Below are 16,100 nucleotides of genomic sequence, written 5' to 3'. Positions count from 1 at the left end.
CCGGTTCCAGGTGTCCGGTGTCCATGAATCCACGTGTCCAACCGCGAAAGTGAGCGGTTGGACGTTTCCCGCGATTCACGGTTTGCTTTGAGTGCGGACAGATGCGGCGTCCATGACCGGCTTGTTCCCCCATTGAGCCCTGCTCAGCTGGTCGCTGGGAATCCCGACGGGCAATCGGTATCGTCCTGATGCGTGTTCGTCCGGGGAATTCCAGCATTCAGCCGACGCGGACAGCTCGGCTAGGGGGAAATATGACCGGCAAGGCTGACAACGTGCTGCCTCTTTTCGATTCCCAGGAAGGAATCTGGCTCGCGCAGCGCGTGGACGGCTCCAGCCGTCAATACACCGTCGGCCAATACGTCGAAATCACCGGCCCACTCGACGCGAACACTCTGGAAAGCGCCCTGCGCCGAGCCGTCGCCGAAACCGAGATCCTGCATGTGCGAGCAGTGGAGAACGGTGACGTTGACGGTCACGTGGACGGCGACGGTGACGGGGGCAAGGCGTCGCAAATCCTTGCCTCGGCCGCGGAGAGGGAAGCGCTGCTCACGGCCCCCGGCCGGCTGATGCAGCGAATCGACCTCTCCCACGGCGAATCCATCGGTGACAGCGTCAGCGAAGAGGTGCGGACGATCGCCGAAGCCTGGATGAGGGAGAACCCCGGCGGCCACCCTTACTCGTACGCGCTCTTCCGGACGGCGCCCGACCGCCACATCTGGTGCCAGCGCTACGACCACCTCCTGATGGACGCCTACGGCTGCTCCCTGATGAGCCGCCGCGTGGCGGACGTCTACACGGCGATGCTCCAGGGCCGCGCTCCCGCCCCTTCCGGACATGCCTCCCTGCGTGAACTGCTGGAACAGGAATCCGTCTACCGGGAGTCGGAGCGGTTCGCGCTCGACCGTGGCCACTGGCTCGACCGGTTCGCCGACCGCCCGGAGCGCAGCACGATCCCTGGTCACCGGTCGTCCGGGCCGGCCGGTACGTCTGGCGGTGCGGAATCCGAGGCGCTGCGCGAGACGGGCGTGCTGCCCCCCGCCTCGGTCGAGCGACTGCGCGCGGCGGCGGCCCGCGCCGGGGTGAGCTGGCCGAGGCTCGTCGTAGGGGCGTTCGCGGCCTTCCTGGCCCGGCTGAGCGGATCTGACGAAACGATCCTGAGCCTGCCGGTGGCCGCCCGCACCACGCTCCAGGCCCGCCGAACCCCCTGCACGACGGCGAACATCCTGCCGCTGCGCCTGGCCGCCGCCCCCACCGAGAGCCTGCTGGACCTGGCGCGCCGAGCGGACCACGAAATCAGCACCCTCCTCGACCACCAGAACTTCCGTGGCGAGCACCTACGCCGCGAACTCGCCTGGCCACTCGGCGACCACCGCCACTTCGGGCCCTACGTGAACGTGATGCCGACGCTCGGCGAGAGCCTGCTCTTCGGCGAAGCACGGGGCGTCGTCCGCGATGCGTCGAGCCGCCGCGTCGAGGAGTTCGGCGTCCTGGTCAGCGGCTGGACCGAACACGAGGGCATGCAGATCACCCTGGAGGCCAACCCGGCGCTCTACGACCGCGAGTGGACCCGCGAGTGCCACCGTTCGTTCCTCGCCTTCTTGCGGCACATGGTCGACGACCCGACGGCACCCATGGGGCGCGTGGACGCGATGACGGGGCCGGAGCTTTCGCGGGTGGTTGAGGGGTGGAACGACACGGCTCGTCCGGTGGTGGCGGGTTCGGTGGTGGAGGCGTTCGAGGGGTGGGTGGCGCGGACGCCGGACGCGGTAGCAGTGGTGTCGGGTGAGCGGGCGCTGTCGTACGGGGATCTGGACGCGGCGGCGAATCGGTTGGCTCGCTATTTGGTGGGTTTGGGTGTGGGGGTTGAGTCTCGGGTGGGGCTGTGTTTGCCGCGTGGGGTGGACATGGTGGTGGCGGAGTTGGCGGTGTGGAAGGCGGGGGGCGCGTTCGTACCACTGGATCCCGACTATCCGGTGGAGCGGCTGGCGTTCATGGTGATGGACAGTGGTGTGGGGGTTGTGCTGGGCGTGGGCGACGACGCGGTGCGCCTGGGCGGGGTGCGGGTCGTGTGCGTGGATGACCCGGCGGTGGCCATGCAGTCCGCTGAGCCGATGCGGGGGTATGCCGGTCCGGATCAGCTTGCGTACGTCATTTACACCTCGGGTTCGACGGGCCGTCCCAAGGGTGTGGCGGTGGCGCACGGTGGTGTGACGAATCTGGCGGAGGCGATGCGCCCGGTGCTGGGCGTGTCCGAGGGTGTCACCGTGCTTCAGTTCGCGTCGTTCAGCTTCGACGCCGCGGTGTTGGATGTGGCCGTGACGCTGGCCGGTGGCGGAACACTCGCCGTCGCCTCGGCGGAGGAGCGGGCGCAGCCTGCCGCGCTGGCGGCGATGATCGAGCGCACCGGGGTGAGCACGGCCAGCGTCGTGCCCTCGCTGCTGGGTGTACTCGACCCGGCGGCGGTCGCAGGCGTGCGGAACTGGGTGCTGGGCGCGGAGCTGCTCACGTCTGACCTGGCCAGCCGCTGGACCGGCCATGCACAGATCTACAACACGTACGGTCCGACGGAGGCCACGGTCATGGCGACTGCCGGGCCGGTGGATGCTGCGGTGGGCCCGGCCGGTCCGTCGCCGTCGATCGGGCGTCCGCTGGGCAACGTACGTACGTATGTCCTGGATGGTTTCCTGCGGCCGCTCCCGCCGGGTGTGACGGGTGAGCTGTATGTGGCAGGTCCTGGCGTGGCTCGGGGTTACGTGGGCCGGCCGGACCTGACGGCTGAGCGTTTTGTGGCGTGCCCGTTCGGGTCGGGTGGGCGGATGTATCGGACCGGTGACCTGGCCCGCTGGACCCCCGACGGGCAGTTGGCGTTCGCGGGGCGAGCGGATGAGCAGGTGAAGATTCGTGGGTTCCGGGTGGAGCCGGGTGAGGTGGAGGCGGTTCTTGCCGCGCATCCCGTTGTCCGGCAGGCAGCCGTCGTCGTACGGGAGGACCGCCCCGGCGACAAACGCCTGATCGGGTACGTGGTCGCGGACGGGGCGAGTGACATATCCCCGCAGGGTCTCCGGGAGTACGCGGGCCAGGAGTTGCCGGAGTACATGGTGCCCGTGGCGGTCCTGAAGCTGGACGCACTGCCCCTCACTGCCAACGGGAAGGTCGACCGGAACGCCCTGCCCGCCCCCGACTTCTCGGGCGCCGCGACCGGCCGGGGGCCCGCGACCGCCGTGGAGGAGGTGCTGTGCGGGCTGTTCGGTGAAGTTCTGGGCCTGGGACAGGTAGCCGCCGACGCCTCGTTCTTCGTGCTGGGCGGGGATTCGCTGCTGGGCATGCGGCTGGTCGCCCGGGTGCGGGCGGTGCTGGACGCGGAGGTGGGGATCGGGGAGTTGTTCGGTGCGCCGACGGTGGAGGGGTTGGCGCGTGTGGTGGCGGAGAGCACCAGCGGAGGCGCAGGGAATGCTCTGCGGCCCCTGCGGGCTTTGGCACAGCGGCCAAGTGTCGTTCCCTTGTCGTTCGCGCAGCAGCGCATGTGGTTCCTCAACCGGTTGGAGGAGACGGTCCCCGGGTCTGCGGCGGCCTACAACATGCCGCTGGTGTTGCGGATCTCGGGTGCGCTGGATGTGGCCGCGCTGGAGGCGGCGTTCCGTGACGTCGCCGATCGTCACGAGAGCCTGCGCACGGTCTTCCCGGACGTCGGCGGAGTACCGCGACAGAAGATCCTGCACGGCGCCGCGGGCCACCCGCCGCTGACCGTCGTACGGACGGCCGCGAACCACGTCGAGTCCCACGTCACCGGGCACTTGGCCGACGGCTTCGACCTGCGCGTGGACCTGCCGTGGCGAGCCTGGCTCCTGATGCTGGGGCCCGAGGAGTTCGTGCTGTCGGTGGTCGCTCATCACGTGGCGGTGGATGGCTGGTCGATGGGTGTGCTGGCGCGGGATCTGGAGGTGGCGTACGCGGCGCGGTGCGCGGGCAGGGCGCCCGAGTGGGCCGGATTGGTGGTGCAGTACGCGGATTACGCGTTGTGGCAGCGAGAGATGTTGGGGGAGTTGGACGACCCGGCGAGTGTACTGAGCGCTCAACTCGTCTACTGGCGTCAGGCGTTGGCGGGTGTTCCGCAGGAGTTGGCTTTGCCGGTGGACCGGGCTCGTCCGGCTGTGCCGTCGTTCCGTGGGCGTCGGGTGTCGGTGGGGACGGACGCGGGGACGCATGCGCGGTTGGTGGAGGTGGCCGGGCGGGGCCGGGCGACGATGTTCATGGTCGTGCACGCGGCGGTGGGTCTGGTGTTGTCGCGGTTGGGTGCGGGTGATGACGTGGTGGTGGGGACGCCGGCGGCGGGGCGTGGGGATGCCGCGCTGGAGGAGTTGGCCGGGTTCTTCGTCAACACGCTGGTGTTGCGGTCGGACCTGAGTGGTGACCCCACCTTCGCCGAGCTGCTGGAGCGCGTACGGGCCGCCGACCTGGCGGCCTACGCCCACCAGGACGTGCCCTTCGAACGCCTTGTGGAGGAGCTCAACCCGCCGCGTTCCGTCTCCCGCAACCCGCTCTTCCAGGTGATGTTGGCCCTGGAGAACGTGCCCGAACCGGTGTGGAAACTGCACGGCACTCAGGTGCACTCGGCGTCGATGACCGCGCCCGCCGCCCGCTTCGACCTGGCCGTGACACTGACGGAGCGGCGCGATGAGCATGGGGCACCGGCCGGACTGGACGGCGACATCCTGTACGCCCTGGACCTCTTCGACGACGACACGGCCCACGCCCTGGCCGACCGGTTGACCCGCGTCCTCGAACAGGTCGCAGCCGATCCCCGGCTCCGCCTCAGCGAGGTGGACGTCCTCACCACCGACGAAAGGTCGCAGGTGGTGGAGGGGTGGAACGACACGGCTCGTCCGGTGGTGGCGGGTTCGGTGGTGGAGGCGTTCGAGGGCTGGGTCGGTCGTTCGCCGGATGCGATAGCAGTGCTGTCCGGTGCCGAGCAAGGCTTGTCTTATGCGCGGTTGGACGCGGCGGCGAATCGTCTGGCTCGCTACCTGGTGGGTCTGGGTGTGGGGGTTGAGTCTCGGGTGGGGCTGTGTTTGCCGCGTGGGGTGGACATGGTGGTGGCGGAGCTGGCGGTGTGGAAGGCGGGGGGCGCGTTTGTACCACTGGATCCCGACTATCCGGTGGACCGCTTGGCTTACATGGTCGAGGACAGTGGCGCACAGATTGTGCTCGGTACGGATGCCCCCGTGAGTTTGGGCGGGGTGCGGACCGTGCCAATGGGCCACGCGGCGATCACGGGGCAGTCCGCTGAGCCGATACGGAGGTATGCCGGTCCGGATCAACTCGCGTACATCATTTACACCTCCGGTTCGACGGGCCGCCCCAAGGGTGTGGCGGTCGCGCACGGCGGCGTGACGAATCTGGCGGAGGCGATGCGCCCGGTGCTGGGCGTGTCCGAGGGTGTCACTGTGCTTCAGTTCGCGTCGTTCAGCTTCGACGCTGCGGTGTTGGATGTGGCGGTGACGCTGGCCGGTGGCGGAACACTCGCCGTCGCCTCGGCTGGGGAGCGGGCGGAGCCTGCCGCGCTGGCGGCGATGATCGAGCGCACGGGGGTGAGCACGGCCAGCGTCGTGCCCTCACTGCTGGGTGTACTCGACCCGGCGGCGGTCGCAGGCGTGCGGAACTGGGTGCTGGGTGCGGAGCTGCTGACCTCTGACCTGGCCAGCCGCTGGACCGGCCAGGCACAGCTCTACAACACGTACGGCCCGACCGAGGCCACGGTCATGGCGACCGCCGGGCCGGTGGACGCTGCGATAGGCCCGAGTGACCCATCGCCGTCGATCGGGCGCCCGCTGGGCAACGTACACACGTATGTCCTGGATGGCTTCCTGCGGCCGCTCCCGCCGGGAGTGACAGGCGAGCTGTACATAGCAGGCCCCGGCGTGGCGCGGGGTTACGTCGGACGGCCGGGCCTGACCGCTGAACGCTTCGTGGCGTGCCCGTTCGCAGCCGGTGAGCGGATGTACCGCACCGGTGACCTGGCCCGCTGGACCCCCGAGGGAGAGTTGGCGTTCGCGGGGCGTGCGGATGAGCAGGTGAAGATCCGGGGTTTCCGGGTGGAGCCCGGCGAGGTGGAGGCGGTCCTTGCTTCCCACCCCGGTGTCCGGCAGGCCGCCGTCGTCGTACGCGAGGACCGCCCCGGCGACAAACGGCTGATCGGCTACATCGTGCCCGTCGAGGGCCGCGCCCCGGAGCTACAGGACGTGCGGCGCCACATGGCGGGCCAGCTGCCCGAGTTCATGGTCCCGACAGCCGTGCTCGTCCTGGAGGCGTTGCCGCTCACCGCCAACGGGAAGCTGGACCGTGCCGCCCTGCCCGCGCCGGACTTCGCGGCCCGGGTGACCGGCCGCGAGCCGCGTACGCAGACCGAGGAGATCCTTTGCGGGCTGTTCGCCGAGGTGCTGGGCCTGGAGTGGGTCGGCATCGAGGACGGCTTCTTCGACCTCGGCGGGGACTCGCTGCGGGGGATGCGGCTGGTCGCCCGGGTGAGGGCGGTGCTGGACGCGGAGGTGGGGATCGGGGAATTGTTCGGCGCGCCGACGGTGGAAGCGCTGGCGTACGTCGTGGGTGAGAGCGCCGGGGGCGGTGCGCGGGTCGCGCTGCGGGCCAAGGCCCAACGGCCGAGTGTCGTTCCCTTGTCGTTCGCGCAGCAGCGGATGTGGTTCCTCAACCGGTTGGAGGAGACGGTCCCAGGGTCTGCGGCGGCCTACAATATGCCGCTGGTATTGCGGATCTCGGGTGCGCTGGATGTGGCCGCGTTGGAGGCGGCGTTCCGTGACGTCGCCGATCGTCACGAGAGCCTGCGCACGGTCTTCCCGGACGTCGGCGGAGTACCGCGGCAGAAGATCCTGCACGGCACCGCGGGCCACCCGCCGCTGACCGTCGTGCGGACGGCCGAGAACCACGTCGAGTCCCACGTCACCGGGCACTTGGCCGACGGCTTCGACCTGCGGGTGGATCTGCCGTGGCGAGCCTGGCTCCTGATGCTGGGGCCAGAGGAGTTCGTGCTGTCGGTGGTCGCTCATCACGTGGCGGTGGATGGCTGGTCGATGGGTGTGCTGGCACGGGATCTGGAGGTGGCGTACGCGGCGCGGTGCGCGGACAGGGCGCCCGAGTGGGCCGCGTTGGCGGTGCAGTACGCGGATTACGCGCTGTGGCAGCGGGAGACGTTGGGGGAGTTGGACGACCCGGCGAGCATGCTCAGCGCTCAACTCGACTATTGGCGTCAGGCGTTGGCGGGTGTTCCGCAGGAGTTGGCTTTGCCGGTGGACCGGGCTCGTCCGGCTGTGCCGTCGTTCCGTGGGCGTCGGGTGTCGGTGGGGACGGATGCCGGGACGCATGCGCGGTTGGTGGAGGTGGCCGGGCGGGGTCGGGCGACGATGTTCATGGTCGTGCACGCGGCGGTGGGGCTGGTGTTGTCGCGGTTGGGTGCGGGCGATGACGTGGTGGTGGGGACGCCGGCGGCGGGGCGTGGGGATGCCGCGTTGGAGGAGCTGGCCGGGTTCTTCGTCAACACGCTGGTGCTGCGGTCGGACCTGAGCGGTGACCCGACCTTCGCCGAGCTGCTGGAGCGCGTACGAGCCACTGACCTCGCGGCCTACGCCCACCAGGACGTGCCCTTCGAACGCCTCGTGGACGAGCTCAACCCCGACCGTTCGCTCTCCCGCAATCCCCTCTTCCAGGTGATGCTGGCGTTGCAGAACGTGCCCGAGGTCACCTGGGAGCTGCCCGGCGTCACGGTGACACCGGCGCCCCTGCCGTCCGAGCTCGCGGCCCGGTTCGACCTGGCCTTCTCGATCGTCGAACGGCGCGATGAGCGCGGGGCCCCGGCCGGGCTCGACGGCGAGATCCTCTACGCGACGGATCTCTTCGACGAGGGCACGGCCCACGCCCTGGCCGAGCGGCTGACCAGCGTCCTCGAACAGGTCGCGGCCGACCCGCGGCTCCACCTCAGCGAGGTGGACATCCTGACGGGCGCAGAGAGCGCTCGGCTCCTTGGCCACTGGAACGACACGGTGACCGCGGACGCCGAGCCCGTCACCCTCGTACCCGAAATGTTCGACCGGCAGGCGGAGCGGACGCCGGACGCGGTGGCGTTGGTGACCGACGAACGGGCACCGCAGCCGACGCTCAGTTACAGGGAGTTGGCGGACGCTTCGCAGCGGCTCGCCCGGTATCTCGGCCGCGTCGGCGTAGGGCCCGAGCGTCGCGTGGCCGTCGTGGGCGAGCGTTCGGTGGCGCTGCTCGTGGGGCTCCTCGCGGTCTCGGCGGCCGGCGGGGTGTATGTGCCGGTGGACGCGGGCTATCCGCCGGAACGCATCGCGTACGTACTGGCCGACGCTGACCCCGAAGTGGTCCTCTGCACCACGGCGACGCGGCACGTGGTGCCCGCGGAGTTCGCCGGGCGGACCGTGGCCGTGGACGACCCGGCGGTGGCGGACGCGGTCGCGCGGTGCGCCGCGGGCCCGGTCGTCGACGCCGACCGGCGGTCTCCGCTGCGGGCGGACCACGCCGCGTACGTGATCTACACCTCGGGATCGACCGGGGCGCCCAAAGGGGTGGCGGTCTCGCACCGCGGGCTCGCCAACCTCGTCGGGGAGAACATCCGGCGGTACGGGATCGACGCGGAGAGCCACGTCCTCCAACTGGTCTCGCCGAGCTTCGACGTCTCCATGGCGGACATCTGGCCGACTCTCTGCGCGGGCGGGCGCCTCGTCCTCGCGCCCGCGCGGCCCGACGTACCCGGCGACGAGCTGGCCCGCCTGCTCCGCACACGCCGCGTCACCCACGCCGCGATACCCCCGGCCTTCCTGTCGCAGATGCTGTCCGAGGAGCTGCCGGAGCTGCGGCTCCTGATCACCGGCGGCGAGGCCATGCCCGCCGAGGTGCGGCGACGGTGGTCGGCGGGCCGCACGATGTACAACCAGTACGGCGTCACCGAGGCCACGGTCATCTCCACGGCGGGGCTGATCCGGGACAGCGACGGCACACCGCCGATCGGCCGGCCGGTGGCCAACACCCGGGTGTACGTCCTCGACGGCACCCTGCGGCCGGTGCCGGTCGGCGTGGCGGGCGAACTGTACGTGGCGGGTACCGGCCTCGCGCGCGGCTACCTGCGGCGCGCGGGCCTGTCCGCAGCCCGCTTCGTGGCCAGCCCGTTCGGGGCCGGGGGCGAGCGGATGTACCGGACCGGGGACGTGGTGCGGTGGACCGGCGAGGGCGAACTCGTCTTCGCAGGGCGGGCGGACGAACAGATCAAACTCCACGGACACCGGATGGAACCCGGCGAGATCGAGTCCGCCCTCGCCGCCTGCCCGGGAGTCCGCCAGGCCGCCGTGGTCGTGCGCGAGGACCGCCCCGGCGAGCGCCGCCTCATCGGTTACGTGGCCGCCGACGCGTCGGCGGAAGCTCCGACCCTGCGCGAACAGGTCGCAGCCGTGCTCCCCGACTACATGGTCCCGGCCGCGGTGGTCGTCCTCGACACGCTGCCGCGCACGGCGAACGGCAAGGTGGACCGGGCCGCCCTGCCCGCACCCGACTTCGCGGAGCGCGTCACAGGACGGGCGCCGCGCACCCCGGTGGAGGAACTGCTGTGCGACCTGTTCGCCGACATGCTGGGGCTCGAACGGGTCGGCGCGGACGACAGCTTCTTCGAGCTGGGCGGAGACTCGATCGCCTCCATGCAGCTCGTGTCGCGGGCCAGGAGCGGCGGCCTGGTGGTGACGCCCCGGCAGGTCTTCGAGGAGAAGACCCCCGAGCGCCTCGCATTGGTCGCGGAGGCCGCCGAAGGCATGGCCGCCGACGATGACACCGGGGTCGGCGAGGTGCCGTGGACGCCGGTGATGCGGGCGTTCGGCGAGAGGGCGACCGACGCGGGGTTCACCCAGTGGATGACCGTGGGCGCCCCCGCAGGCCTCGGCACCGACGTACTGGCGGCCGGCCTGGCCGCCCTGCTCGACACGCACGCCATGCTGCGGGCCCGCACGGTCCCGGGCGAGCCCAAGCTGATCGTCCCCGAGCCCGACGAAGCGCCCGCGGCGGCGGAACTCGTCTCCCGCGTCGACGCGACGGAAGCCGTGCCCGAGGTCGGCTCCGACGCGACGGAAGCCTTGCCCGAGGCCGGCTCCGATGAGGCGAAGGCCGTGCCCGACGTCCCCGATGCCGGCCCCGGTGAGACGCGGGCGCTCGACGAGATCGCGGGGCGGGCGGCACGGGAGGCGGCCGGACGGCTGGACCCGGCGCGCGGTGTGATGGTGCGCGCCGTGTGGGTGGACGCGGGCCCCGGCCGCACCGGCCGGATCGTCCTGGTGGCGCACCACCTGGTCGTGGACGGCGTGTCCTGGCGCATCCTGCTCCCGGACCTGCGAGCCGCGTGCGAGGCGGCGGCCACGGGGCGCCCGCCCGAGCTGCCACCGGCGGGCACCTCGTTCCGGCGCTGGTCGCGACTGCTCGCCACCGAGGCGTACGAGGAGCGGCGCGTCGCCGAGCTGCCGGACTGGCTGGAGCTGCTGGGTGACGGCGCCACCCGCCGCCCGCTGGGCCGGCGGCCACTGGACCGCGCGGTCGACACGGCGGAGACGCTGCGCCGCCGCTCCTGGGTGGTGCCGCCACGGCAGGCGGACACCCTGGTGAGCCGCACCCCGGCCGCGTACCACTGCGGTGTCGACGACGTGCTCCTGGCGACGCTGGCCGGCGCCGTCGCGCACTGGCGGCCCGGCACCGGCGCCGGACTCCTGGTGACCGTCGAGGGGCACGGCCGCGAACCGCTGGGCGACACCGAACTGTCGCGCACCGTCGGCTGGTTCACCGGCGCCCACCCCGTGCGGCTCGATGTGACGGGCGCCGACCTGGACGCCGCTATGGCGGGCGGCAGGGCGGCGGGTACGTTGATGAAGGCCGTGAAGGAGCAGGTGCGGTCGGTGCCGGGCGACGGCCTCGGATACGAGCTGCTGCGCCGCCTCAACTCCGGCACCGGCCCGGCCCTCGACGCCGCGCCCGAAGCGCAGGTCGGCTTCAACTACCTCGGCCGGTTCGCCGCGGACGGGCGGAGCGGGCAGGTCGCGGCCTGGCGGCTGGCGGGCGCGGCGGCGGTCGGTGGCACCGCGGGGCACGGCCTGCCCGCGATGCACGTGCTCGAAGGCATCGCGGTCGTCCGCGACACACCGGAAGGACCGGAGCTCACCGTCACGCTCAGCTGGCCCGACCGCCTCCTGGCGGCGGACGACGCCGAGCGGGTCGGCGAGGCCTGGGTGCGGCTCCTGGGCGGCCTCGCCGCCCACACGGACGCCCCGGACGCGGGTGGCCACACCCCGTCCGACTTCCACCTGCTCGACCTCGACCAGGACGAGATCGACCAGTTCCAGGCGATAGCAGCGAAACTAGAGGGAGGCCTGTCCCGGTGAAGTCCTCAACCGCCGCCCACGGCTCGGCACTGACCGAAGTGTGGCCGCTGTCGCCGCTCCAGGAAGGGCTGTTGTTCCACTCCGGGTTCGACGACCGGGGCCCCGACGTCTACGCCGTCCAGTTCACGGTGGCGGTGCAAGGACCGCTGGACGCGCCTCGGCTACGTGCTTCCTGGGAGGCCCTGCTCGACCGGCACGCCGCCCTGCGCGCCAGCTTCCACCGCCGAAAGTCGGGCGAGGCGGTACAACTCATCACGCGGAACGTGCGGCTCCCCTGGCGCGAGGCCGACCTGTCAGGCCCGACCGACTCCGGTGCCGTCGATCCTGGTACGACCGACTCCGGTGCCGCCGTGGCCGACCGGATCGAGAAGCTGGCGGCGCAGGAACGGGCCGAGCGCCTGGACCTCGCCGTCCCGCCGCTGCTGCGGCTTCTGCTCATCCGCCTCGGCGAGCGCCACCACCGCCTCATCGTCACGTCACACCACCTCCTCATGGACGGCTGGTCGATGCCGGTCCTCCTGAACGAACTGGCGGAGGTGTACGAAGCGGGCGGCGACCCCGGCGTGCTGCGGCGCGCGGCGTCCTACGGGGAGTACCTGGCCTGGCTGGGCCGGCAGGACAAGGAGGCGGCACGCGTCGCCTGGCGGCAGGAACTGTCGGGGGCCGACGAACCGACCCTCGTCGCCCCGGCGGACACGGGCCGGCCGATGGCCCTGCCGGACGAGAGCACGGTACGGCTCCCGGCGGAGCCCACCCGCGCCCTGGTCGAACTGGCCCGCACGCACGGCCTCACGGTGAACACACTGGTCCAGGGTGCGTGGGCGCTGGTCCTCGCACGCCTCGCAGGCCGCACGGACGTGGTCTTCGGCGCCACGGTGGCCGGCCGCCCCGCCGAACTGCCGGGCGTGGAAGCCATGGTGGGCCTGCTGATCAACACCCTGCCGGTGCGGGTACGGCTCGACGGCGCGCAGCCCGTGGCCGACATGCTGGCGGAGCTCCAGGCGGACCAGTCGGCGCTCATCGCCCACCAGCACCTGGGCCTCGCGGAGATCCAGCGCCTCGCGGGCCCCGGCGCCGTCTTCGACACACTCATGGTCTTCGAGAACTACCCCCAGCCCCCCGGCGCCCCACCCACGCCCGACCTGCCCACCTTCTCCGCCTCGGCGGGCCACCAGGCGACCAACTACCCCCTGACCCTCGGCGTCCTCCTGACCGACGACCTCACGGTCCGCGTCACCTCCCGCCCCGACCTCATCTCCCGCCGAGCGGCCGCCGAGGCGGGCCGGCGACTCACACGGGTACTGGAGCAGATCATCGAGGACCCGACGGCGCCGGTCGGCCGGATCGACGTACTGGGTCCGTCGGAGCGGGACTCGGTGGTGGAGGGGTGGAACGACACGGCTCGTCGGGTGGTGGCGGGTTCGGTGGTGGAGGCGTTCGAGGGGTGGGTGGCGCGGACGCCGGATGCGGTAGCAGTGCTGTCGGGTGCTGAGCAAGGCTTGTCTTATGTGCAGTTGGACGCGGCGGCGAATCGCCTGGCTCGCTTTTTGGTGGGTTTGGGTGTGGGGGTTGAGTCGCGGGTGGGGCTGTGTTTGCCGCGTGGGGTGGACATGGTGGTGGCGGAGCTGGCGGTGTGGAAGGCGGGGGGCGCGTTTGTACCACTGGATCCCGGCTATCCGGTGGAGCGGCTGGCGTTCATGGTCGAGGACAGTGGCGCACAGATTGTGCTCGGTACGGGTGACCCCGTGAGTTTGGGTGGGGTGCGGACCGTGCCAATGGGCCACGCGGCGATCACGGGGCAGTCCGCTGAGCCGATACGGAGGTATGCCGGTCCGGATCAGCTTGCGTACGTCATTTACACCTCGGGTTCGACGGGTCGTCCCAAGGGTGTGGCGGTGGCGCACGGTGGTGTGACGAACTTGGCGGAGGTGATGCGCCCGGTGCTGGGCGTGTCCGAGGGTGTCACCGTGCTTCAGTTCGCGTCGTTCAGTTTCGATGCTGCGGTGTTGGATGTGGCGGTGACGCTGGCCGGTGGCGGGACGCTGGCGGTCGCCTCGGCGGGGGAGCGGTCGGAGCCTGCCGCGCTGGCGGCGATGATCGAGCGCACGGGGGTGAGCACGGCCAGCGTCGTCCCTTCACTGCTGGGTGTGCTGGACCCGGCGGCGGTCGGGGGTGTGCGGAACTGGGTGCTGGGTGCGGAGTTGCTCACGTCCGACTTGGCGAGTCGTTGGTCTGGCCGGGCGCGGGTTTGGAATACGTACGGTCCGACGGAGGCCACGGTCATGGCGACTGCCGGGCCGGTGGATGCTGCGGTGGGCCCGGCCGATCCGTCGCCGTCGATCGGGCGCCCGCTGGGCAACGTACGTACGTATGTCCTGGATGGTTTCCTGCGGCCGCTCCCGCCGGGTGTGACGGGCGAGCTGTATGTGGCAGGTCCTGGCGTGGCGCGGGGTTACGTGGGACGGCCGGACCTGACGGCTGAGCGTTTTGTGGCGTGCCCGTTCGGGTCGGGTGAGCGGATGTATCGGACCGGTGACCTGGCCCGGTGGACTCCCGAGGGGGAGTTGGTGTTCGCGGGGCGTGCGGATGAGCAGGTGAAGATTCGTGGGTTCCGGGTGGAGCCGGGTGAGGTGGAGGCGGTCCTTGCCGCGCACCCTGCTGTCCGGCAGGCCGCCGTCGTCGTACGGGAGGACCGCCCCGGCGATAGGCGCCTCGCCGCATACGTGGTCGCGGACGTCGACCCGCAGGAGTTGCGTGCGTACATGTCGACGCGCCTTCCGGAGTACATGGTCCCGGCGGTCGTGGTGGTTCTGGATGCGCTGCCGTTGACGGTGAACGGCAAGTTGGACCGGGCGGCTCTGCCCGCGCCCGACTTGGCTGAGCGAGCGGGTGGCCGTGAGCCGCGTACGGAGGCGGAGGTGACGCTGTGTGCGCTGTTCGCCGAGGTGTTGGGTCTGGACCGCGTGGGCGTGGACGCCGGCTTCTTCGAGCTGGGCGGTGACTCGATCAGTTCCATGCAGCTCGCCTCGCGGGCCCGCAGGGCAGGGTTGGTCCTGACCCCCCGCCAGGTCTTCGAGGAGAAGACCCCCGAGCGGTTGGCGGGCGTCGCGGAGGCTGTCGGGGCCGACAGCGAGGCCAACGCCTCGGGCGTGGGTGAGGTGCCGTGGACGCCTGCGATGCGGGCGTTGGGGGAGAGGGCGGCCAGGCCCGGCTTTGCGCAGTGGGTGACGTTGGTGGCTCCGGCGGGGCTGGGGCTCGATGTTCTCGGCGCGGGCTTGGCTGCCGTACTGGACACGCACGACATGCTGCGGGCCCGCACGGTGCCGGGCGAGCCGAAGCTGATCGTCGGGGAGCGGGACTCCGTCGACGCGGCGGAACTGGTGACCCGCGTCGAGGCCACCGCCGAAGAGCTCGACCAGGTGGCGGCGAGCGCGGCCCGTGACGCCGTTCACCGTCTGGACCCGGCCGCCGGCGTCATGGTTCAGGCGGTGTGGGTCGACGCGGGGGACGGGCAAGACGGTCGCCTCGTGCTCGTGGTCCACCACCTGGTGGTCGACGGGGTGTCCTGGCGTGTCCTGACCCCGGACCTCCAGGCTGCCTGCGAGGCAGTCGCCGCTGGTCAGGAGCCCGCACTCGACCCGCCCGGGACCTCGTTCCGCCGCTGGGCCGAACTCCTCACCGCCGAGGCGGTCTCCGAGCACCGCACCGCCGAACTGCCTGGCTGGCGGCGGCTGCTGGGTACACCGCGACGCCCCCTCGGCCGACGCGCGGTGGACCCCGGGTCCGACACGGTGCGCGACCTGCGGCACCACACCTGGGACGTGCCGAGGGAGCAGGTGGAGACGTTGCTGAACCTGACGACCACCGCGTTCCACTGCGGGGTCGACGACGTGCTCCTGGCCGCGCTCGGCGGGGCGCTGGGGCTGTGGCGTCCTGACGGTGGGCGTGAGGTTCTGGTGGGCGTGGAGGGGCACGGTCGCGAGCCGCTCGGGGACGTGGATCTGTCCCGTACGGTCGGCTGGTTCGCCAGTGCGCACCCGGTGCGGATGGACGTGACCGGGATCGAACTGGCGCAGGCCCTGGCGGGTGGAGCCGCCGCCGGTGAGCTGGTCAAGGCGGTCAAGGAGCAGGTGCGGGCCGTGCCCGGGGACGGGCTCGGATACGAGTTGCTGCGCCACCTCAACCCCGGGACCGCCCCCGTACTCGCGGCGGCACCGGCCCCGGAGGTCGGCTTCACCTACATGGGCCGCTTCGCCACCGGCACGCACCCTCGTACAGCCGGTACCCGCTCGGAATCCGCGAGGCCCTGGCAGGCGGTCGGAGAGGCCGCGCTCGAAGGCGCCGCCGACCCGGACACGCCGTTGACGCACCTCCTGGAGGCCGGCGCCATGGTCCGGGACACCCCGGACGGGCCCGAGCTGCGGATCAGCCTGAGCCGGCCCGCCGCCCTGCTCGACGAGGCCGACGCCGAACGCATCGGCCGTACCTGGCTGGAGATGCTCCTCGGCCTGGCGCACCACACCGTCGCGCCCGCCTCGGGCGGTCACACCCCGTCGGACTTCCCGCTGCTCGACCTCGCGCAGGACGAGGTCGACGAGTTCGAGGCCGACTTCGCCGAAGACCACACCTGAGCGACCTGAGTCACCTGAGCCACCTGAGTCA

2 protein-coding genes are annotated in these 16,100 nt (G+C 71.5%); both read left to right on the top strand.

The window, feature by feature from the left end; all coding sequences use genetic code 11:
* The first annotated feature begins 188 nt into the window (after nt 1-188).
* A complete protein-coding gene (locus tag ACZ6JY_RS25650) occupies nt 189-11,438 on the top strand; it encodes a non-ribosomal peptide synthetase (RefSeq protein WP_469199244.1) in 11,250 nt (3,749 codons plus the stop codon).
* Nucleotides 11,435-16,069 carry an amino acid adenylation domain-containing protein gene (locus ACZ6JY_RS25645; RefSeq protein ID WP_469199241.1) on the top strand — a complete coding sequence of 1,545 codons (4,635 nt, stop codon included), beginning with the start codon at nt 11,435-11,437 and terminating at the stop codon, nt 16,067-16,069. Before ACZ6JY_RS25650 ends, ACZ6JY_RS25645 begins: the two co-directional genes overlap by 4 nt.
* Nucleotides 16,070-16,100 lie beyond the last annotated feature (31 nt).

The organism is Streptomyces sp. NPDC046335 (assembly GCF_055587985.1).
This window is presented reverse-complemented; position numbering and strand designations above follow the sequence as displayed.

Bases quoted from the DNA above. Each gene is read 5' to 3' on its own strand.
- ACZ6JY_RS25650 (WP_469199244.1), top strand. From the start codon at position 189: ATGCGTGTTCGTCCGGGGAATTCCAGCATTCAGCCGACGCGGACAGCT.